Below are 21854 nucleotides of genomic sequence, written 5' to 3' on the forward strand. Positions count from 1 at the left end.
TGCTGCACCGCATCAAAGGACGCGAAAGAGCGCCCGTCGAGTCATCTGCAAATGGAGGAAGGGTCGCCATGCCCGAACAGCTGCGACTGATCAAGAAATACCCGAACCGTCGTCTTTACGACACCAAGACCAGCGCGTACATCACCTTGAGCGACGTGAAGGATCTCGTGTTATTGAAAGAAAACTTCAATGTGCTCGATGCCAAGACCGGCGAGGACATCACGCGCAGCATCCTGCTGCAGATCATCCTCGAGGAGGAAGCGGCCGGCATCCCCTTGTTTACCACGGATCTCCTGGCTCAGATGATTCGCTTCTACGGTCACGCCATGCAGGGAATGCTCGGCAAGTATCTGGAAACGAACATCAAGTCCTTCGTCGATTTTCAGAAGAAGCTGCAGGACCAGTCACAACAGCTCTATGGTGAAAACAGCAGCCAGATGCAGAACGACATGTGGTCGCAGTTCATGAACTTCCAGGGCCCGGCGATGCAGACGATGATGGCCACCTACATGGAGCAGAGCAAGAAGATGCTGCACCAGATGCAGGACCAGTTGAAATCCCAGACCCGCACCCTGTTTACCAGCATCCCGCTGCCGGGATTTCCGGTGGATACGGTCAAGCAGACGAAGGACGCCGAGAAGTAGGTCCTGCAGCCGAGGTGATCGCGCCGTACCAGCGTGAGGTTTCTGGGCAGTTACGCCGGCCTTGCAGCCGGCGTATTCCATCCCGTTAATGTGAAAGTCGCGTCAGCGACTCACGAATCTCCCCTCCCCACTCGCGGGGGCGCAGGCGGGGTTTCGCGGAGCACCGCTCCGCGCCGCCGCAGCCGGCCCGCGATGCCGCGCGGGCCGTGGAAGGGGTTGGGGGAGAGGAAAACGGTCATGACTTTCATCATCGGGTGTCTTGCAAAGTCATGACCGTTAGCGTAGCAGCGCTACATAGGTTGCCGCGATGATCGCCGTAGTGATCACGCCACTGATGTTGGCTCCCAGGGCGTGCGGCAGGATGATCGCTCCGGCGTTGGCATTGGAAGCAATCTTCTGGACGACCTTGGCAGTCGTCGGGACGCAACTGACCCCGGCAATGCCGATCATCGGATTGTATTTCCCGCCCGTCCAGAAATACAGGATGTAACCGCCGAGGAGGCCGCCGAGAGCGGAGATCGTCAAGGCCAGCATTCCCAGCAGCAACAGTTTCAGGACCGTCGGGTCAAGCAGGGTATTGGCTTCGCAAAGGATCCCCAGCGTCAGTCCGAGAAAGAACGTTGCCGCATAGAGAAATACATCGCCTAGCAGTTTGGTAAAGGGGTCGATGCCGCTTTCGCGAACCGCGACGCCGACGAACAGCGAAAAGAACAAGGGAGCAGCAACCGGAAACAGCAGGCACAGCAGCGTACAGGCGACCACCGCGAAGGTGAGTTTCTGTGCGCGGCTGATCTTCGGTCCGCGATCTGCAGCCATGTTGATGCCGCGGATGTGCTCCGGTACCAGCCACTTGATCAGGTATGGGTAAGCACCATAGGTCAGGCCGAGATAGAGATAGCCAACGACGGTGATCGGCACGAACAGATCCTTGGCCAACACCAGTGAGGTGAACAGCACCATCGGCCCGTCAGCACCGCCGATCGTAGCGACAGCTGCAGCCTGGCCCGGATTAAGGCCCAGCGAGACGGCGATCGGGAAGACGGCGATGGTTCCCAACTCGGCGAACAGCGCGATGAAGATGCTCTGGAAGGGCCGTGCCATCACGTAACCGACATCGAGCAGGACGCCGATGCCCATGAATACCAGACAGGCGATCAGACCGTTGCTGAAGGTCAGGGTGTAGATCGGTTGCAGCCAGTCGATCTGCATGATGTTCATCAGATCGATCGGATCGGAGATCAACGGATCGACGAACAGCGTCCCCATCTTGCCGCCTTCGAGGAACATGACGCCGGCATTGACCGAGGACATGCCCAGCCCCATCGGGATCATTAACAGGGGTTCGAGGACGTTCTTGGAACCCAGATAGATCAGAAAGAAGCCGAGCAGCATCAGGAAGATGCGCCCGAACATGATTTTCGGCTCCGAGGCCGCCAGCGTGGCAATGCCCTGGAACAGATCGAGAAGATGAATGCCTTCCATACGCTTCAGTCCTCGCGCCAGACGACCGGATTTCTTCGTCCGCGCATCGAATTGCAGACGGCAGGAGCACGCCCCTGCCTGTTAGCCGAGATCAAGCGATGGTCACCAGTGGCTGACCGCCCTCGACCGCATCACCTGGCGCGACCAGCACACGCGTCACCTGGCCCGCGCGGCTGGCCATGACAGGCGTCTTCATTTTCATCGCTTCGAGCACCAGCAGCCGATCGCCGGCGGCAACCGTCTGGCCGACCTTGACGTCAACCTCGACTACTACCCCGCCCATGCCGGCAAGCTCGTCGCCGGCGCCAGCCGCAGCAGTGCCTCTGGGTGCCGCCGGGGCTGCGCTGGGGGCACTAGCTGCTGCGGCCACCGGAAGGACAGCGGCGGCAGGGTTGGGCGAGTGCGTGGACTGGCCGGCAGTGAGTTCCAGCACGCTGACGTCGTACTCGCGTCCGTTTACAGTAACCTTGAATTGTCTGGGCATGTCTTGCTCCTTTTATCTGGGGCCTCGGCCCGTAAGCCCCGGCGTATGTGATGAATGTTGGGTGGCACGCGCACCGGCTGCCCAGCCGTGACTGGTTGGTGCAATGTGCAGAATGTGGTGTGGCCCGATGGCGGCAAAGATCGCCGCCGACAGCGCAGCGACATCCTCGTCGGGTACGCCGAGTCCGATCGGGCAGACGGTTCCGATCGGTATGTCGACGGGTTTGGTCTTTTCCATCCGGCCAGTCAAAGAAACCATTACCTTGATCAGCACGGCAACCAGCACCGAGATGACGATGGAAATGCCGTAGACCTGCAGCGCCTTGAAAATGGCGTCAGTCACCATGGGGTGTCTTCCTTCCGTTGCCGATTACATGGGGATGTTGCCGTGCTTCTTCGCCGGCCGGAGTTCTCGTTTGTCGAGGATTTTGCGCAGCGCCAGGGCGACCATCCAGCGCGTATCCTGTGGTTCGATCACGTCCGTGATGTAGAAATTGCCGGCCGAAACGTAGGGTGACGCGAATTCGTCCCGGTACTCCTGCGCCAGTTCTGCGGCCTTGGCCTGGCGATCCTCTGCCTCCGCCAGTTCCTTGCGATAGAGGATCTTGACGGCAGCTTCGGCGCCCATCACGGCGATCTCGGCCGTTGGCCAGGCGAAAACCATGTCTGCTCCCATTTCCTGGCTGCACATCGCGAGATACGAGCCACCGTAAGCCTTGCGCAGGATCACCGTGATTTTCGGTGCGGTGCACGATCCGTAAGCAGAGAGCATCTTCGCGCCATGGCGGATGATGCCGCTGCGTTCCTGCTCGACTCCCGGCAGGAAACCCGGAACATCCACCAGGGTCACCAGCGGGACGTTGAAGATGTTGCAGGTCCGCACAAAGCGGGCCACCTTGTCGGCTGCATTGAGATCGAGTGCGCCAGCCATCACCATTGGCTGGTTGGCGACGATGCCAACCACGACGCCGCTGATGCGGGCGAAGCCGACGACGACGTTGCGGGCAAAACCGGCATGCACCTCCATCAGTTCGCCATGGTCGACGACGCGGCGAATCACCGCGTACATGTCGAGCGGTTCGGACGGGCTGTCCGGGATGCAGTCGTTGATCGCCGGGTCTTCCATTTCGTCGATCGGCACTTCGAGATGGTGTGGCGGATCCTCGGTGTTGTTGGCCGGCAGGTAGGAAAGCAGTTGTTTGACCAGCGCGATGGCATGCTGATCGTCTTCCGCAATGAAGTGGGCATTGCCGCTGACCGTGGCATGCATCTCGGCGCCGCCGACTTCCGCCATCGTCGTCGCGCGGCCGGTGACTGCCTTGATTACCTCGGGGCCGGTGAGGAACATATGCGCGTTGTTGCGGGTCATGATCACGAAGTCCATCAATGCCGGCGAATAGGCTGCACCACCTGCACACGGACCGCAGATCACCGCGATCTGTGGCACCACCCCGGAAAGCAGCACATTGGCGTAGAACACGTCGCCATAGCCGGAAAGTGCATCGACACCCTCCTGAATGCGGGCACCGCCCGAATCCTTGAAGGCCACCACCGGCACGCCGATCTTGAGGGCGTGCCGCATGATGCGGGTGATCTTTCTGGCCTGCATCTTGCCCAGCGTGCCGGCAACGACGCTGAAATCCTGGCTGAAAGCAGCGACCTGCGTGTTTCCTACGTAACCGCTGCCAGCGATCACGCCGTCAGCGGGCAGGGTCCGCCCGGCCATGCCGAAGGAGGTTGCGCTGTGTTCGGCATGCAGACCGAGTTCCTGGAAAGTACCTTCGGCAAACAGGGTGTCGAGCCGCTCGCGAGCCGACAACAAACCCTTGGCGTGCAGCGCTTCCAACTTTTCTGGGCTGACGTTTTCAGTCAGTTTTGCGCGCCTCGCGCGCAGCTTATCGATCAACTCCGGTCGTATCGTCATCTGGATTCCTAACAGGTGGCTAAGTTGGATTAATTCTCATTCTCGCAGCAGCGAGCTGCTGGCGACCTTCCGGCAGCGTAGTATCCATACTTTTGCGGGTGTTGGCTAGTGCCAGAAAAAAATGTTCGTGCTGGTCGAAGCGCGACCATACTCCAGATCACCGCAAAGGACGGTGTCTGATGACGTACAATAAGGGCAGCAGCCGGGATCTGTTTCCGCCGTTGGCCGGGCGCTTTGCAGAAGAGGTGCCGTCTGAAATAGAAAAGGCCCCGACTAATCGGGGCCTTTTTATTGGGTGCCTGGTGCCCAAGAGAGGAATCGAACCTCCACGGTGTTGCCACCACTAGGACCTGAACCTAGCGCGTCTACCAATTTCGCCACCTGGGCAATTCCAGCGAGAGCCGAATTCTATAGGAACATGAGGAAATGTCAATCATGAACATGTCGGCAATCCGACGCCGCGATCCGTACCTGGAACGTGAACTAAAACACTACGAGCAACCCTTGCCTTCGCGCGAATATATCCTGCAGATTCTCGAGGAGCAGGGCAAACCAGTGGGTTTCGACGAGCTTTGTGCGCTGCTCGACATCCAGACAACCGAGTTCGAGCCGTTTCAGCGCCGCTTGCGGGCGATGGAGCGCGAGGCGCAGTTGTTGCGCAACCGCAAGGCTTCGTACCTCCTGCCGGAACGTGCCAGTCTGATCGCCGGGCGCGTCGAGGGACATCCCGATGGGTATGGCTTCCTGGTGCCGGATGATGGTAGCGATGACCTGGCTCTCGAAGCCCGGCAAATGTCCAAGGTGCTGCATCGCGATCGCGCCCTGGTGCGTGTCGTCGGCACCGACCGCCGTGGACGCCGTGAGGGCGTCATCGTCGAGGTGCTGGAGCGGGCCAATAGCCGGGTCGTTGGTCGCGTCCTGCTGGAACATGGGATCACCGTCGTGGTACCCGAAAACAAACGTATCAACCAGGACATCCTGGTCGCGCCGAACGGGAATATCCATGCCCGTTCGGGCGAGGTGGTGACGGTCGAGATCATCGAGCAGCCCGGCCGGCATTCGAAGCCGATTGGGCGCATCGTCGAGGTACTCGGCAACTACACCGACCCGGGAATGGAAATCGAGATCGCGCTGCGCAAGCACGAACTGCCGTTCGAGTTCTCAAGCAGTGCGCTTGCAGAAGCTGCGGCGTTGCCGGATACCCTGGACCCGGCTGATTGGCAAGGTCGTACCGACTTGCGGGCGCTGCCGCTGGTAACCATCGACGGGGAAACGGCGAGGGATTTCGACGACGCGGTTTTCGCCGAGAAGCAGGGTTCTGGCTGGCGACTGGTGGTGGCGATTGCCGACGTCAGTCACTATGTGCAGCCGGCCACGGCGCTGGATCGTGAGGCTCGGGAACGCGGCAATTCGGTCTATTTCCCTCGCCGGGTCATTCCGATGTTGCCGGAGAAGCTCTCCAACGGCCTGTGTTCGCTGAATCCCGACGTCGAGCGCCTGGCGATGGTTTGCGACATGCGGATCGACCGCCATGGCGAGATCACCGATTACCAGTTCTATCCGGCGGTTTTCCGCTCGCAGGCGCGGCTGACCTATGATCAGGTATGGAACTGGCTGGCCGGCATGACGCAGCCGGAGAACGATTTCCATCGTGGCCTGCAGCCGCATCTGCAGACGCTCTACGCACTGTTCAAGGTGCTTGTCGAGGCACGTGGCAAACGCGGGGCGATTGACTTCGAAACCATCGAAACGATGATGCTGTTCAACGCGCAGGGCAAGATCGAAAACATTGTTCCGGTGCGTCGCAACGACGCGCACCGTGTGATCGAGGAGTGCATGCTCGCCGCCAATGTCTGTGCTTCGGACTTTCTTCAGGCCAGGCGGCAGCCGTGCCTGTACCGGATTCATGAAGGTCCGACGGCGGAGAAACTCGAGGCACTGCGCAACTTCCTCAAGGAATTCGGGATTGGCCTGGGCGGCGGTGACGATCCGACTGCCAGGGATTATGCTGAATTGCTGGAGAGCATCAAGGACCGCCCCGATGCCCAGTTGCTGCAGACGGTGATGCTGCGCTCACTGCGCCAGGCCATGTACAGCCCCGATAATGTCGGACATTTCGGCTTGTCGTACGAGCACTATACCCATTTCACTTCGCCGATCCGCCGCTACCCGGACCTGCTGATCCATCGTTCGATCAAGGCGGTGCTGGCGGGAACGCACTATCAGCCAGGCAAGTGGGACGACATTGGTCTGCACTGTTCGATGACCGAGCGGCGCGCCGACGAGGCGACACGCGATGTCGGCAACTGGCTGAAGTGCTACTACATGCGCGACCGTATCGGTGAGAGCTTTGCCGGAACGATTGCCGCAGTGGTACCCTTCGGGATTTTCGTCGCGCTCGATGAGGTCTATGTCGAGGGTCTGGTGCATGTTTCGGAACTCGGTGAGGAGTATTTTCAGTACGACAGCGTCAAACACCAGATGCTCGGCGAGCGAACCGGCCGCCGCTATCGTCTCGGTGACCGTTTGCAGGTGAAGCTCGTCAGGGCGGATCTGGAAACCGGGCGAATCGATTTCGTGCTCTCCGAGCCGTCGTGATCCGCAGCCGCGGCAGAAAGTGGCGATCGTGAGCGGAGATTTTCGGGAAGATCTGCAGGGGCAGGAACTGCCTGAGCTTGCGGCGAGGTTGTTAGGTGTGGTGTCGGCAATGGTCGAGGAGACCCGCCCGGGGCGAACCCTGGGGCGAGTGAGCCTGCACAGCCATCTCGAGCGGGATCTGGGACTGGATAGCCTGGCGCGGGTCGAACTCCTGCTGCGGGTGGGCAGCGAGTTTGGCAAGTCACTGCCTGAAGGGGCGCTTGCCGAGGCCGAAACGCCACAGGACCTGCTGCGATTCATTGCGCGTGCCGGCGTCGGAAGTGTGGTCGCAGCGGCCGTCGAACCCGCGACAGCCAGCACCCCGACCGGAGTTCCCGAACTGGCGAGGACGCTGGTCGAAGTCCTCGAGTGGCATGCCGAACGCCATCCGCAACGTCCACACGTGCTGCTCTACGGCGATGTCGGGGGCGAGCCGGGCGAGTTTCGTGCCGAAAGCCTGTCCTACGGCGAAATGCTCGAACAGGCGCGCCGCGTCGCCACCGGGCTGGTGTCGAGGGGCCTGTTGCCGCGGCAAGCGGTGGCATTGATGCTGCCCACTGGACGCGACTATCTGACGAGCTTCTTCGGCGTGATGCTTGCCGGTGGCATTCCGGTGCCGATCTATCCGCCGGCACGACTGGCGCAGATCGAGGATCACCTGCGGCGGCACGCACGCATCCTCGCCAATGCCGAAGCGGTATTCATCATCACCGTGCCGCAGGCGAAAGGGGTAGCCGCACTGCTGCGGGCCGAGGCGCCGACGCTGACCGAGGTGCTGACCCCCGCGGAACTGGACCATCAGCCGATCCCCCTGCTGTACCGCGCTGCTGCAGAGGATATCGCCTTTCTGCAATATACCTCCGGCAGCACGGGGGACCCCAAGGGCGTGATGCTCAGCCACGCCAATCTGCTCGCCAACCTGCGGGCCATGGGCGAGGCTATCGGGGCCAGCAGCGATGATGTCTTCGTTTCGTGGCTGCCGCTCTATCATGACATGGGATTGATCGGCGCCTGGTTTGGCTCGCTCTATTTCGGCATGCGCCTGGTACTGATGTCGCCGCTGGCTTTTCTGTCGCGGCCGGTGCGCTGGCTGCATGCCATCTCGCGGCATCGCGGCACGCTTTCTCCGGCCCCCAACTTCGCCTACGACCTGTGCGCGCGCAAGCTTGCCGACGCCGATCTTCAGGGGCTCGATCTGTCTTCCTGGCGCCTGGCGCTGAACGGCGCCGAACCGGTGAGCCCGGCGACGCTAACCGCCTTTGCCGAGCGTTTCGCTCCCTATGGCCTGCGCGGCGAGGCGATCACGCCGGTATATGGCCTCGCCGAATGCTCGGTCGGGCTGGCCTTCCCGCCGCTTGGACGCGGCCCGCGCATCGACGTGATCGAGCGGGAAGCCCTGGTCAAGCAAAAATGCGCTGTGCCGGTCGCCAACGGCGAGGGTGACCCACTGCGCGTGCCAGCCTGTGGCCGGGTTCTGCCGCGGCACGAGATCCGGGTGGTGGACGAACAGGGCTGTGAACTGCCGGATCGGCGCGTCGGCTGCCTGCAGTTTCGCGGGCCGTCGGCGACAGCGGGCTACTATCGCAACCCGCTTGCGACGCAAGCGCTGTTTCGCGACGGCTGGCTGGACTCCGGGGATTTCGCCTATACCGTCGAAGGCGAAATCTATCTGACCGGCCGGGTCAAGGACTTGATCATCCGCGGCGGCCGCAACCTCTACCCTACGAACTCGAACAGGCGGTCGGCAACCTCGCCGGCGTGCGCAGGGGCTGTGTCGCGGTGTTTGCCAGCAACGATCCGGTCAATGCCACGGAACGGCTGATCGTTCTTGCCGAGACGCGCGAAGAAGACGCGGCGCTGCGCGAGGCGCTGCGGCAGCGCATCCACGCAGCGGCCGTCGAGGCCATCGGCATGCCTGCCGACGAGGTCGTGCTGGCGCCGCCGAATTCGGTGCTCAAGACTTCGAGCGGCAAGATCCGGCGCAACGCGTCGCGAGAAGCCTTCGAAAGTGGCTTGATCGGTGTCCGGGCTGCGCCGCTGAGGCAGCAGATGCTGCGGCTGGCTCTGGCGGCGCTGCGCGAGCGCCTGCGCGAATCGGCGGGGCGTCTCGCCAGGAAAATCTATGGCTCTGGTGCTGGAGCGTCTTCCTGCTGCTCGCGGTGCCGGTGCTCGGGCTGGTCATCGTCTTGCGTACGCCGGCGATCGGACGCCGCGTCGTCCATCACGCCGCCCGCCTCTTCCTGCGGCTGGCCGGCATGCCGGTCGCGAGCACCACGGCGGCAGAGCCGACAGCGGGACCGCACCTGCTGCTGGTCAACCACTGCAGCTATTTCGACGCGCTCGTCCTGTGCGCCGCCTTGCCGCCGAGCGAAGCCTACAGCTTTGTCGCCAAGCGCGAGTTCGTCGAGCACCGGTGATCCACGCTTTCCTGCGCGCGCTCGGCACCTTGTTTGTCGAACGTTTCGAAGCGTCAAGAGTGTCGAGGACGTCGACGAAATCGTCGCCGCGCTGGGCGAGGGGAAAAGGTGGTGATTTTCCCGGAAGGCACCTTTTCGCGCGAAGCCGGCCTCAAGCCGTTTCGCATGGGTGCTTTCGTCGCCGCCGTGCGGGCCGGGGTGCCGGTGCTGATCGGGCGGTCTGCGCGGCACGCGCAGCGTTCTGCGGGACCGCACCTGGCTGCCGCGGCGGGTCAGCCTGTCGCTTTGAATTCGGGCCGCTGCTTTCGCCCGACGGCGACGACTGGGCGGCAGCGGTCCGCCTGCGCGAGCGACACGCCAAGAAATGCTGCGAACTCTGCGGCGAGCACGACTCTACGGCCCAGGCCAGCAGCGCATCGACCGCTGAGCCACGGGCCTCGGCGGTGGCGCCGGAAAATCTCTGAAAGAATAAATGGCAGATGTGCAGCAGCGCTTGTCATGTCCCATGACAAATGCACAGGCAAAGACTGGAAATCGTCCCGCAAAGTTCATCGCTCGCATTGTCGATAAATTTTACAGTTCGAACGATTTTTCTCCCGAGTCCCGCCGCTCCCCCTCTAGTCGATCCGGCGCGATCCGGCAATAACAAATGAGTTTATTGCGATAGAAAATTTATATAAAGCAATGACATGATCGACGCTTGAACTGATTCATGCCAACCCTGCTTAATCCCGTAAGCTTATCGTAAAATTTTGATTTATATGATCATTGAATCGATGCCAAGAAAAATGATATATGAGTCCGAAAGTGTTGTGGCATGAAACGTGCTTTGGAAACCGTAAGCGCAGACCACGTCCCTGAACAGAGGCCGGTGTGTCCTGGCTTCTTCCTTGGTTGACCAACTTCATGGAGACTTCAATGATCAGATTCGGCAAGTCAATATTGGCAAGCACCCTCTTTGGCGCCCTGATGTACGTTAGCGTGCCAGCCTTCGCGGGCGTCGTCTTTGACAGCCAGGCGCTGGGCGAACCGCAATGCGCGACGGAAACTTGCTTTACGGAAGAGCGCGGCTCCGGTGACAACTATGCGGCGGTTCTTTCATTCTCGTCCAATGTCAGTATCACCCAGTTTGGCGTGTTTTCCGCCGTTGGCGGCGACCAGAACATCAAGTTCGTGATCTTCGACAGCGCGCTCGGCGGCACCGGCAACCTGCTGTTCAGTCAGACGAAGTTCTATTCGAACAACCCGACCCAGACCTTCCTGTATACCGACCCGTTCGCGTTCACTTTCCTGGCCGGCAAGACCTACGATGTCGGCATTCTGGGTGACGGAATAGGTTCGACGCTGACCGGTCGGTGGATTGTCAAGAACCTCACTGACGGCCCGATCACCGAGATTTCGCAGAATGCGAATATTTCGAATTTTAGCAGTCCAGTCACAGGCGGCTACGCGGGCGTGTCGCCCTATGTGCAGCTGGTGTATGAGAGTGGCAGTACCCTCGTTCCCGAACCTGCCTCACTGATACTGTTGGGCATAGGTCTGGCTGGCCTGGGAGCCGTACGCAGGCAGCAGAAAACCTGATTCGCCTCATTACGACTGAAGAATACATTACGCTCACCGTTGCAGGACGAGCATCAGCGTCAATGGATAGGCCGTGAACGAATCTGCATCCACGGTTCCATCGCGGTCTCCCACTGCTGCCACAGATTTGCCTTGCTCCCAGCCGGCGATAGAACACTGCTCATGATACAAACGCGTGTAACGGGCCCGAAACCCGTTTTCGCGCATGTCTCTGGGAAGAATTTGCCCAGGATTTCTTGTCGCAAATTTTACATTGACAGCACCGAGCAATCGCTCTTATCGTATGTTCTGGATAAATCAATGCAAATTTTTCATGGCATGAAATTTGCCCTTCGCATTTCACGAGACCTGCCAGGCTGCAGTATCGCGACATCACGACTTGTCACCCCACCACAAGTGGACACCGATATGCTTAATCATTCTATGAGGAGAAACGGTCATGAAGCGTGCAATGCTCACCAGTATCGTCGTTCTTTCCTGGATTTCGGGGGAAGCAATGGCAGTCTGCTCACCACCTTACCAGAACGAAACATGGCTCAAGTCTAACCTGCCCGGTAAAACGGTCTGCTCGCCAGCTGGCTGCAGCGGTTCCTCGTGCAAATGGCAGGAGCACCATGAAGGTAGTACTGGTACTACCACTGGCCGCCTCCTGGAGTGGGGACCGGCTGGTCCGGGGGAACCGGTCGGCACCTGGACCATTTCACCAGCCAGTCCCAGTCGCGGAATTCTTCCGAAGGTCATTCACAGCTATGGCAGCAACTCTTACCCTTATGACGTCAAGGACAATGGCGGGACCTACTCGTTTTGCGGACCCAATGGCGAGTTCCCTTTTTCAATACGCCCGGGGATAGGTGCTTGCCCGTGACCCGAGCCGGCGCGTGGCGTCCGGAATGTTCAGTCAGTACTGGCCAGGCGGGATTTTTCGTGGCTAAGGCGCCATCACCAAGCTTGTGACCGAGGCCAGCGCTACGGTGAACCCAGCTCGTGTGCGGGTATGCAATTCCCTCGGTTGCCGGGCGCAATCCTCTCCTCCAAGACGAAGTTGATCGTCGGGGCGTAGGTCGTGATGGCTGGCGTCCTCGCCGGCCCCTCTGAACCAGCGGGGATCCGAACCTCTCGTTATTTCTTGAGCGGCCAACTCCTGCAGCCCACGATCAATCAATTTCATGACGGCTCCTTGCGTCCTCGTCATGATCACCCCCGTGCACCTCTTGCGAGCAATCCTTTTGCGCCAGCCGGGCATGGCGAGACCAGAGCCCAGGCACCGGGACTATTGCTGCCTAACGGTAGCGCTTCGAGGCGGTGCTGCTTCAGGACCGGGATTCAATGTTGCGTTACTTCCACAGTATCCTATACTGGTTCACAGCCGGCTGGAATGGGGAGGGCTTGCTTTTCCAGCATGGCGATCCGAAACGCACGATGAGCAACAACGCATCAGTAAGTGTCGGAATTTTTTACACCAAAAACAACAGGGGCCATGGTGATCCATGTAACTCATTGACTTTTAAAATTTTTAGTTTATGGCACACAACGTGCTTGGATCTCACGTACCTCACGCAGATCACCCAAATTCAGCCCAGTCCGGGCCGCGGCTTGGTTTGTCTATCACGTTATCTCACACTTATAGGGGTCATCATATGAAACGTGTACTACTTTCTGCCCTGTTGGCGGCTACCGCACTCCAGGCATCTGCTGGCATCGTCAATGGAAGTTTCGAGTCTGGACTTACCAGCTGGACTACCTTCGGTTCCACCGGGGTTTTCGACAATCCGCCGACTTCCGGGACGACAACAGACGGATTCAAATCGGCCCGCGTTACTGCCCTGTTTGGAGGGGCAAACAACGCCGCAGGTCTCGAAGCCTTTGTTGGTGTTTCGGATGCAGCTCTCCGGGCAATCAAGTCTCCCGCGGGTTACACACCAGCCTTCATCAATGGAGGTGCAATCCAGCAGACCTTTACTGTTGGTGCCGGAGGAGATACCCTGCAATTCGATTGGCGTTTCGCCACAAATGAGACCACTCTCGCAAATGACTTCTCGTTTTTCGTCCTGGACGGAATTGCGCTTGCGCTCGGTGATACCGGCGGCACTGGCACTGTATTCGGGTCTGGAGTTGCAGGTTATACGAGAGCAACGGACTGGATTACCCGGACCGTTCCTCTTGGCGCGGGCTCCCATACCCTGAGCTTCGCCGCTCTCCAAGGCGCGAATACCAACAGGGAATCTTCGCTGTTGGTCGACAAAGTCAGACTCCAGTCGGACGCAGCGGCGCCGATACCCGAACCCGTCAGCCTTGGCCTGGTGGGCCTGGGCTTGCTTGCCTTTGGCTGCAACCGCCGCCGCAAGGCCTGATGGCGGTTTTCCTCCAGTCGGGCAGCGAGAGGAGGCATTCACCGAGGATGCCGTGCCCATTGAGCGTTCCGGAGTTCCAGCCGGAATGCGTCCTGCAAGGGAGGAGGAAAACGGCCATGTTTTCAGGTTCGGGGGGGCCTGGAAAAGTCATGACCGTTAGCGGAAAAAAGGCGACAGCAGTCGCCTTTGGTGGCTCATCGGTCCCGCCTACAAGCCTGCTTCCGCGCGCAGCGTCGCGGCTTTGTCGATGGCCTCCCAGGTGAACTCGGGTTCTTCGCGGCCAAAGTGACCGTAGGCAGCGGTTTTCCGGTAGATCGGGCGCAATAGATTGAGGGACTGGATGATTCCTTTTGGGCGCAGGTCGAAGTGCTTGCCGATCAGTTCGACGATGATTTCGTCGCTGACCTTGCCGGTGCCGAAGGTATTGACCATCAAGGACACCGGCCGGGCAACGCCGATCGCGTAGGCGACCTGTACTTCGCAGCGCTCGGCGAGACCGGCTGCGACGATGTTCTTGGCCACGTAACGCGCGGCATAGGCCGCCGAGCGATCGACCTTCGACGGATCCTTGCCCGAGAAGGCGCCGCCGCCATGCCGGGCAGCACCGCCATAGGTATCGACGATGATCTTGCGGCCGGTCAGACCACAGTCGCCGTGCGGGCCGCCCACCACGAAGCGGCCGGTCGGGTTGACCAGATAGCGGGTTTTGCTGGTCAGGAGTTCCGGCGGCAGGACCGGTTTGATGACTTCCTCGATCACGGCTTCCGAGATCTGGGCGTGCGAGACATCGGGATCATGTTGCGTGGAAACGACGATGGTGTCGATCGACAGCGGTCGGCCGTCCACATATCGAACCGTGAGCTGGCTCTTGGCGTCCGGGCGCAGCCACGGCAGGCGGCCGTCGCGACGTACCTCGGCCTGGCGCTGCATGAGGCGGTGCGCGTAATGGATCGGTAGCGGCATCAATGACACGGTTTCGTTGCAGGCGTAGCCAAACATCAGCCCCTGGTCGCCGGCGCCCTGGTCGAGATCGATTCCCTGGCCCTCGTTGACCCCTTGTGCGATATCCGGCGATTGGCGGTTGATTGCTGTCAGAATGGCGCAGCTTTTGTAGTCGAAGCCGATTTCGGAGTTGTCGTAGCCGATGCGGCGAACCGCGTCCTGGGCGATTTCGCGATAATTGATGTGGGCTTTGGTGGTGATTTCTCCCGAGATGACGACCAGGCCGGTCGACACGAGGGTTTCGCAGGCGACCCGGGCCGGAGGATCGTCGGCCAGAATGGCGTCGAGGATGGCATCGGAAATCTGATCGGCAACTTTATCCGGATGGCCTTCGGAAACCGATTCCGAAGTAAAAAGGTACTCTTTGCTCACGCTAGGTCTGCTCCAAATGAAAAACCCCGAGACGGCTCTGCGTGGCCGGCTCCGGGGTACGAGCAGACGACGCTTTAGCAGTATTTGGTGGCCGCTTCCGCAGCTTCCTCCGCCCTGCAAGTTGTCCTGATTAACTCGGCGGATGGATAATTATAGTTTTACTTGTTTCGGCGGGTCAAAGCTTTCTGACCGCCTGCTGCCAACTTCCTCACATTCGGACGCACGCGTGATCCTCCTGTTCCGTCTTCTCAGCCGCCTGCCGCTGGCCTGGCTGCATGCGCTCGGCGCTTTCCTCGGCTGGCTGACCTGGCTGTTGTCGCCGACCTACCGCCGGCACATGCGCGAGAACATGCTGCTCGCACTCGGTGCAGACGAGACCCGGCGGCTGCGCCCAAGGGCCATCGGCGAAGCCGGCAAGGGCGCTCTCGAACTGGCGCGAATCTGGCTGCGACCGCTCGCCGAGACGGCCGCTCGCGTCGTCGAGGTATCGGGCTGGGAACTGGTCGAGGCCGCTTCCCGGCGCGGCAAAGGGATCCTCTATCTGACGCCGCATCTCGGCTGTTTCGAGATCACCGCGCAATACCTGTCCACGCATGCGCCGATCACGGTCCTGTACCGGCCACCCCGGCAGGCCTGGTTGCAGGCCATGATCGAAGCTGGTCGCGCGCGTGCCCAGTTGCACCTGGCGGCTGCCGACCTGTCCGGGGTGCGCAGTCTGCTGAAGGCGCTCAAACGCGGCGAAGCGGTCGGCATACTGCCCGACCAGGCGCCGAAAGCGGGCGAAGGTCGCTGGCTCGATTTCTTCGGGAAATCTGCCTATACAATGACGCTGGCCGCGCGATTGGTCGAGAGCGGTGCCAGCGTGATCATGGTCTGGGCCGAACGTCTGCCCGGGGGGGCCGGTTACCATTTCCACCTGCAGGAACCGACGCAGCCGATCCGCGGCACCATCGAGGAGCGTGCGCAACAGATCAACCACGAGATCGAACATCTGATTCGCCAGTGCCCAGGGCAGTATCTCTGGGCTTACAACCGCTACAAGCGGCGCCGCGGCAGTGCCGCACCGCCGGAGGCGGCACCGGCCGGCGCGGGCGAAGAAGCGCCGCAGCGCGCGGCGGGCCACAGCGGCGCGGGCAGGGATTGATGCAGATTGCCTTCTGCCTGTACAAATACTTTCCATTCGGCGGCCTGCAGCGGGATTTTCTGCGCATTGCGCTCACCTGCCAGGCGCGCGGCAACCTCGTTCGGGTGTACACCCTGGAATGGCGCGGAGACGTTCCTGCCGGTTTCGAGGTGGTCCTGGTGCCGGTCCGGGCATTGACCAATCCGCGCCGCTATGCGAAGTTCAGCCGCTGGGTCGGGATCGATCTGGCGAAACATCCGGCCGACCGCGTCGTCGGCTTCAACAAGATGCCGGGCCTCGACGTCTATTTTGCTGCCGACCCCTGTTATGAAGACCAGGCCAGGACGCGCTCGCTGCGCAATCCCCTGTACCGGATTTCGGCGCGTTACCGCCATTTCTCGGCGTACGAGCGTGCGGTTTTTGCAGCACCTGGGCGAACCGAGATTCTGTTGATTTCGCCACTGCAGAAGCCGCTCTTCCAGCAGTACTACGGTACCCCCGATGCGCGCTTCCACCTGTTGCCACCAGGCATCTCGAGAGACCGGCGGGCACCGGCCGAGGCCCCGGCAATCCGGGCCGAATTCCGCCACGAGTTTGCTCTGCAGGCGAGCGATCTGCTGTTGCTGCAGATCGGTTCCGGTTTCAAGACCAAGGGGCTGGATCGCAGCCTGAGAGCGCTTGCCGCCTTGCCGGCCGCGCTTCGCGGCCGTTGCCGGCTGATCGCCATTGGCGACGATGATGCCCGGCTCTTCTGCAGCCAGGCGCGCGCGCTCGGACTTGCCGAGCGCGTCAGCATCCTGCGCGGGCGCAGCGACATCCTGCGTTTTCTGCTCGGCGCCGACCTGCTGATTCACCCTGCCTACCACGAGAACACTGGCACGGTGTTGCTCGAAGCGCTGGTTGCCGGCCTGCCGGTGTTGACCACCGCCGTCTGTGGTTACGCGCATTACCTGGTCGAGGCCGACGCTGGTCTGGTCGTTCCCGAACCTTTCGAACAGGCGTGCCTCGATCAATCACTGACGCGGATGCTCCGTGACGAAGCAGCGCGCCGGCGCTGGCAGCAGAATGGCCTGGCCTTTGCCGAGCATGCCGACATCTACAGCAATGCCGAAAGGGCGGCCGAGGTGATCCTGAAAGACCGGCAATGAACACGGACGAGTGCTTTCTCGACGAACCCTTTCGCACGCTCTGGGAGGGGCAGGATCCTTTCGTCGCCGTCGAGGCGCTCGAAGGCCAGGTCTTTCGCGAACTGGAGGCGCGCCGCACCTTGCGCAGCGAAGTCGCGGGACGTACTTATTTCGTCAAGATCCATCGCGGCATCGGTTGGGCAGAGATTTTCAAGAATCTCCTCTCGCTGCGTTTGCCGGTGCTCGGTGCACAGAACGAATGGCGGGCGATCCGGCGGCTGCAGGAACTCGGCATCGACAGCATGCGCGCCGTGGCCTTCGGCCGCTGCGGCTGCAATCCGGCACGGCAACGCTCGTTCATCGTCACCGAGGAACTGGCACCGACGGTCAGTCTCGAGGATTACTGTCTCGACTGGGTGAAGCATTCCCCCGCCGTTCGCCTGAAGCGTGCGCTGATCGGCCGTGTGGCCGACGCGGCGAGGCGGATGCACCAGGGTGGCGTCAACCATCGTGACTTCTATCTCTGTCATTTCCTGCTCCATCTCGACCCGCCGCCGACGCCAGAGCACTTCCGATTGTCGCTGATCGACCTGCATCGTGCCCAGATCCGGGCCAGGACGCCACGCCGCTGGCGCGACAAGGATCTCGCCGCCCTCTATTTTTCGGTACTCGACATCGGTCTCACCAAGCGTGACCTGTTGCGCTTTCTGGCGGCGTATTTTGCCCGGCCGCTACGCCTGCTGTTGCGTGAGGAAGCGCCGCTACTTGCTTCTCTGGCGAACGAAAGGCAACGCCTGCAGACACGTTTTGCACGCAAGTCCGCGGCGGGAGAAATGACATGACCGACTGCTGCCGGAAATCCGGGTAGGCGCCGCCGGCCTGCCGAACTTGTCCATTACCCACTGGCCTCATCGAGTGACATGACCCTGGACGCACTGACCCTGGCCAGTACCCTGCAGACCGCCGGACGCCATCCGGCGCTGCCCTTCCGGGTGGCACTCGCCGATGGGCGTCCGCTCGACATGCACCGCCTGTTGCGCGTGCTGCCCGGCAAGCGCCTGGTCGGCGAGGCCGAACTGGAGGGTCGCCGGGTGCTGGCCAAACTGTTTGTCGGGCGCCGCAGCGAAAAGCACTGGCGGCAGGAACGCGCAGGCCTGGAAGCCCTCGTTCTCGCCGGCGTGCCAACGCCCACACTGCTGGTCGCGACACCGATGGCCGGCGGTGGCCACGCGCTGTTGACGGACTTTCTGGAGCCGGCCGAGAGCCTGGCCGAATGCTGGGCACGCGTCGCCGGGCGCGCCGCCGGTGACACCGAAGCGCTGTCGCTTCTGGAACCGGCGCTGACCCTGGTCGGGCGCCTGCACGCCGCCGGGTTGGTGCAGGATGACCTGCATCTCGGAAATTTTCTGCTCCACGACGGCCGCCTGTGGGTCATCGATGGCGATGCGGTGCGCGTCGTCAGTCGGCCACAGCGGCTGCCGATGGCGGATGCCTGTGCCAATCTGGCCGTGCTGCTGGCGCAGTTGCCTGGTGAATGGGAAGGGCAGTTGGCGGCGCTGCTGCCGGCATATCAGGCTGGGGCAGGGGAGGTGTCGCCCGATCTGGCGGACTTGCACGAACAGATCGCGCGCGTCAGGGCCTGGCGTTTGCGCGACTTTCTGGCCAAGACCGTGCGCGATTGCACGCTATTCGCCGTCGAGCAGAGCGTCACCCGCTTCTGCGCGGTGCTTCGCCAGGATGCCGAAGCGCTGGCGCCGCTGCTGGCTGCGCCGGACCGCGCGATCAGCGCTGGCCGCCCCTTGAAGGACGGCGGCACCTGCACGGTCGCCAGCGTGCTCATCGATGAGCGCATGCTGCTGATCAAGCGCTACAATCTCAAGGGTCTGAGGCACGCGCTCGGCCGCTTGTGGCGCCCGAGCCGGGCCTGGCATTCCTGGCGGGAAGGGCATCGGCTGCAGTTTCTCGGAATTCCGACGCCGGCGCCGCTGGCGCTGCTCGAGGAACGCTGCGGGCCACTGCGCCGGCGCGCCTGGCTGGTCTGCGAATATTGCCCGGGGCCGAATCTGCTGGCGCATTTATCTCCCGAGCATGCACCGCCCGCTGCCGAGGCGCGGGCCATTCTGCATCTGTTCGAGTCGATGCACCGGCAGCGCATCAGCCACGGTGACCTCAAGGCGACGAATCTGCTGTGGGATGCGGGGCGCGTCCTGCTCATCGATCTGGACGGTGTCATTCAGCATCGCTTGCCGGTGGCGCATGCGCGTGCCTGGCAGCGTGATCGTGCCCGCCTGCTGCGCAACTGGCCGGCCGCTTCGGTTCTCCGGCGCTGGCTTGACGATCACCTGCCGGCGGCCTGAGGCTGCGCCGCAGTTCAAGCAGTCGCGGCGTCGCAGGCGGGCCCGGCGGGTAAGCGCGGGTAGATCAGAAGAACTGCTTGGCGAAGTTGGCGATGGCCAGCGCGATCAGGATGCCCATCATCCACGAAAGCTTGTCGAACTTGGCGTCGATCTTGGTTTCCAGCAATTCCAGCTTGACGTCGAAATGCTCGCGGGTGACCAGATGGGACTGCGCGTCCGCGACGACGCGCACCACGGCTTCGGCCTGCTTTTCATCAAAGCCTGCCGCCCGCAGTTTGGCAACGAATTCCTGGGTGTCGAACGTCACGGTGCTCATGGTCATCTCCTTTCCGGCAGTGTAGACGAAACAAAGCCCGCTTGGGACGGGCTCATTTTCGGCCTGCTGCAGCGCTTCGGCCAAGGCTTTCACGGCCTCCTTGGAAACGATCATCCTGTTGCGCCCGGCGAGTACCGCATGAATCTGGCGGGCTACTTTCATCGCCATGCTGGCTGGCGTCATCATCGCAGGGTTCCAGGTTTTCTGAATGGAACTGCTTGGCGTGCAGGCGCGCGTAGTGGCCATTGGCGGCCAGCAACTCCGGGTGGGTGCCGTGTTCGACAATGCGCCCCTGTTCCATGACCAGGATCAGGTCGGCCTTTTCGACGGTCGACAGACGATGCGCGATGACCAGCGTCGTTCGCCCGGCCATCACCCGGTCGAGTGCATCCTGGATGTGCCGTTCCGATTCGGTGTCGAGCGCCGAAGTCGCCTCGTCGAGAATCAGGATCGGCGCATCCTTGAGCAACGCCCGGGCAATTGCCAGGCGTTGGCGTTGTCCGCCCGACAGCATCACGCCGTTTTCACCGATCAGCGTGTCGTAGCCGTCCGGCAGGCGGTCGATGAACTCGCTGGCAAAGGCCGCCTCGGCGGCCCTTTCGATCGCCGCCCGCGGCGCAGTCGACAGGTCCCCATAGGCGATGTTGCTGGCGATGCTGTCATTGAACAGCACCACCTGCTGCGTCACCAGCGCAATGTGCCGGCGCAGATTGCGCAAGGTATAGTCCTCGACGTCGACGCCGTCGATCAGGATCTGGCCGGAGTCGTGGTGATAGAAGCGGGGGATCAGGTTGGCCAGCGTCGACTTGCCGCTTCCCGAGCGCCCGACCAGCGCCACCATCTGCCCGGGCTCGACCGAGAAGCTGACCCTGTCGAGCACGCACTGCGTACTCCCGGCATAGACAAAAGAGAGGTCCCTGACCTGCAGATGACCGCTGACACGATCCCTTTCGACATGGCCATGATCCGGTTCAGGGACTTCATCGAGTTGGGCGAAGATGCTCTCGGCGCCCGCCAGTCCTTTCTGAATCGTTGCGCTGACTTCGGAAATCTGGCGAATCGGCTTCGGTAACATGCCGGCTGCGGTAATGTAAGCGACCAGGTCGCCGGCCGATGAATCACCGCGCAGCAACAGCACCAGCATCAGCAGCGCAGCCATCGTGCTGAAGGTGACAAACTGCAGCGCCGGTGTGTAGCTGGCAACGGTCTTGACCATGCGCAACTGCTTGGCGGTGTTATCCGCGCTCGCTGCCCGAAAGCGAGCCGATTCGTAATCCTCGCCGCCGAAACTGCGCACTACCCGGTAGCCCTGGATGGTTTCCGACGCGATATGCGTCAGGTCACCCATTGCGGCCTGTATTTTCCGGCTCTGTTTGCGAAACTTCCGGCTGGCGCGACTGACCATCAGAGCGATGACCGGCAGGATGGCGACCAGCACCAGGGTCAGTTTCCAGTTCATCCACAGCAGATAGCCGAACAGAAAGAAGACCGTCATCCCTTCTCGTATGACCACCTTGATTGCTTCGGTCGCCGCGCCGGTGACCATCGTCACGTCGTAGGTGATACGCGAGATCAGATGCCCGGAGTTGTGCTGGTCGAAATAGGTGTTCGGAAGGCGCAACAGGCTGTCGAAAAGGGCGCGCCGCAAATCGTCGATCAGACCCAGCGAAACCCTCGCCAGGTAGTAGGAGCCGAGGAAGGAGCCTATCCCTTGCCAGGTGACGACCATCACCAGCAGCAGGGGCATGCCATAGATCAGGTCGATCTCGCCGAACTGCGGAACTGCCAGTTGCGTCGCGCCGCTACCTGCATTCAGTCCGTCGACGAAATACTTCAGAATCGCAGCCATCATCGGGGACGATGAGGCGAACATCAGGTAACCCAGCAGGCTGATCAGGAACAGGCCGACGAAAGGGCGCAGATAGCCAAGCAGCCGGAAATAGATACGCAAGGAGGAAACAGGCGGGGTATTCGCGGGTGGCATTCTTGGGCCGTGCCGGAAATTCTGACGCCGGAGTGTAACACGTTGCCCGGATCT

At 61.5% G+C, this 21854-nt stretch carries 18 protein-coding genes and 1 tRNA gene; 11 read left to right on the top strand and 8 right to left on the bottom strand.

The window, feature by feature from the left end; genetic code table 11:
- The first annotated feature begins 68 nt into the window (after positions 1 to 68).
- Complete coding sequence (gene phaR / locus V5B59_RS19220; RefSeq protein ID WP_169069681.1) at positions 69 to 644, top strand: polyhydroxyalkanoate synthesis repressor PhaR; 576 nt, start codon at positions 69 to 71, stop codon at positions 642 to 644.
- A gap of 276 nt (positions 645 to 920) precedes the next feature.
- Here phaR and V5B59_RS19225 read toward each other — a convergent pair whose 3' ends face one another.
- The 5 genes from V5B59_RS19225 to V5B59_RS19245 all read right to left on the bottom strand — a co-directional run bounded on the left by V5B59_RS19225 (position 921) and on the right by V5B59_RS19245 (position 4920).
- On the bottom strand, positions 921 to 2126 hold the full coding sequence (locus tag V5B59_RS19225; RefSeq protein WP_169069680.1) for a sodium ion-translocating decarboxylase subunit beta: 1206 nt from the start codon (positions 2124 to 2126) through the stop codon (positions 921 to 923).
- 91 nt (positions 2127 to 2217) lie between these two features.
- The gene (locus V5B59_RS19230) at positions 2218 to 2610 is read right to left on the bottom strand and encodes a biotin/lipoyl-containing protein (protein ID WP_034919360.1); all 393 of its coding nucleotides are present in this window, start codon (positions 2608 to 2610) and stop codon (positions 2218 to 2220) included.
- A 12-nt stretch (positions 2611 to 2622) separates the two neighbouring features.
- Positions 2623 to 2955: a hypothetical protein gene (locus tag V5B59_RS19235; protein ID WP_034919357.1), complete on the bottom strand. Its 333-nt coding sequence runs from the start codon at positions 2953 to 2955 to the stop codon at positions 2623 to 2625.
- A 24-nt stretch (positions 2956 to 2979) separates the two neighbouring features.
- Positions 2980 to 4533: an acyl-CoA carboxylase subunit beta gene (locus tag V5B59_RS19240; RefSeq protein ID WP_169069679.1), complete on the bottom strand. Its 1554-nt coding sequence runs from the start codon at positions 4531 to 4533 to the stop codon at positions 2980 to 2982.
- A 300-nt stretch (positions 4534 to 4833) separates the two neighbouring features.
- A tRNA-Leu gene (locus V5B59_RS19245) sits at positions 4834 to 4920 on the bottom strand.
- Positions 4921 to 4959: 39 nt separating this feature from the next.
- On the opposite strand from V5B59_RS19245, the gene rnr reads away from it, so the two are divergent.
- The 6 genes from rnr to V5B59_RS19275 all read left to right on the top strand — a co-directional run bounded on the left by rnr (position 4960) and on the right by V5B59_RS19275 (position 13519).
- Positions 4960 to 7131, top strand: coding sequence for a ribonuclease R (gene rnr / locus V5B59_RS19250; RefSeq protein ID WP_169069678.1), 2172 nt, complete (start codon positions 4960 to 4962; stop codon positions 7129 to 7131).
- 28 nt (positions 7132 to 7159) lie between these two features.
- The gene (locus V5B59_RS19255) at positions 7160 to 8992 is read left to right on the top strand and encodes an AMP-binding protein (protein ID WP_332352232.1); all 1833 of its coding nucleotides are present in this window, start codon (positions 7160 to 7162) and stop codon (positions 8990 to 8992) included.
- A gap of 343 nt (positions 8993 to 9335) precedes the next feature.
- A complete protein-coding gene (locus V5B59_RS19260; protein WP_332352233.1) occupies positions 9336 to 9587 on the top strand; it encodes a hypothetical protein in 252 nt (83 codons plus the stop codon).
- Positions 9588 to 9698: 111 nt separating this feature from the next.
- Complete coding sequence (locus V5B59_RS19265; RefSeq protein ID WP_332352234.1) at positions 9699 to 10157, top strand: 1-acyl-sn-glycerol-3-phosphate acyltransferase; 459 nt, start codon at positions 9699 to 9701, stop codon at positions 10155 to 10157.
- A gap of 348 nt (positions 10158 to 10505) precedes the next feature.
- A complete protein-coding gene (locus V5B59_RS19270; protein ID WP_034918707.1) occupies positions 10506 to 11168 on the top strand; it encodes a PEP-CTERM sorting domain-containing protein in 663 nt (220 codons plus the stop codon).
- Between the two features lie 1637 nt (positions 11169 to 12805).
- Entirely contained in the window at positions 12806 to 13519 is a 714-nt protein-coding gene (locus V5B59_RS19275) for a PEP-CTERM sorting domain-containing protein (RefSeq protein WP_169069677.1), read from the top strand.
- A 207-nt stretch (positions 13520 to 13726) separates the two neighbouring features.
- On the opposite strand, the gene metK is transcribed toward V5B59_RS19275, so the two are convergent.
- Positions 13727 to 14893: a methionine adenosyltransferase gene (metK, locus tag V5B59_RS19280; RefSeq protein ID WP_169069676.1), complete on the bottom strand. Its 1167-nt coding sequence runs from the start codon at positions 14891 to 14893 to the stop codon at positions 13727 to 13729.
- A gap of 226 nt (positions 14894 to 15119) precedes the next feature.
- On the opposite strand from metK, the gene V5B59_RS19285 reads away from it, so the two are divergent.
- The 4 genes from V5B59_RS19285 (at position 15120) to V5B59_RS19300 (ending at position 19500) form a co-directional block, all read left to right on the top strand.
- The gene (locus tag V5B59_RS19285) at positions 15120 to 16037 is read left to right on the top strand and encodes a lysophospholipid acyltransferase family protein (protein ID WP_308240070.1); all 918 of its coding nucleotides are present in this window, start codon (positions 15120 to 15122) and stop codon (positions 16035 to 16037) included.
- On the top strand, positions 16037 to 17164 hold the full coding sequence (locus V5B59_RS19290; RefSeq protein ID WP_169069674.1) for a glycosyltransferase family 4 protein: 1128 nt from the start codon (positions 16037 to 16039) through the stop codon (positions 17162 to 17164). The genes V5B59_RS19285 and V5B59_RS19290 overlap by 1 nt, the downstream gene beginning before the upstream one ends.
- Positions 17161 to 17985: a lipopolysaccharide core heptose(I) kinase RfaP gene (gene rfaP, locus V5B59_RS19295; protein ID WP_034919063.1), complete on the top strand. Its 825-nt coding sequence runs from the start codon at positions 17161 to 17163 to the stop codon at positions 17983 to 17985. The genes V5B59_RS19290 and rfaP overlap by 4 nt, the downstream gene beginning before the upstream one ends.
- A 78-nt stretch (positions 17986 to 18063) precedes the next feature.
- Positions 18064 to 19500, top strand: a complete 1437-nt coding sequence (locus V5B59_RS19300; RefSeq protein WP_169069673.1) for a lipopolysaccharide kinase InaA family protein — start codon at positions 18064 to 18066, stop codon at positions 19498 to 19500.
- A gap of 64 nt (positions 19501 to 19564) precedes the next feature.
- Here the strand turns inward: V5B59_RS19300 and V5B59_RS19305 are convergent, their stop codons facing one another.
- The gene (locus V5B59_RS19305; RefSeq protein WP_288129946.1) at positions 19565 to 19900 is read right to left on the bottom strand and encodes a DUF1640 domain-containing protein; all 336 of its coding nucleotides are present in this window, start codon (positions 19898 to 19900) and stop codon (positions 19565 to 19567) included.
- Positions 19869 to 21800, bottom strand: coding sequence for a lipid A export permease/ATP-binding protein MsbA (gene msbA, locus V5B59_RS19310; protein WP_169069672.1), 1932 nt, complete (start codon positions 21798 to 21800; stop codon positions 19869 to 19871). Before msbA ends, V5B59_RS19305 begins: the two co-directional genes overlap by 32 nt.
- Positions 21801 to 21854: the final 54 nt, after the last annotated feature.

Source organism: Candidatus Accumulibacter contiguus, assembly GCF_036625285.1.
In the GTDB taxonomy this organism is placed as follows: Bacteria; Pseudomonadota; Gammaproteobacteria; order Burkholderiales; family Rhodocyclaceae; genus Accumulibacter; species Accumulibacter contiguus.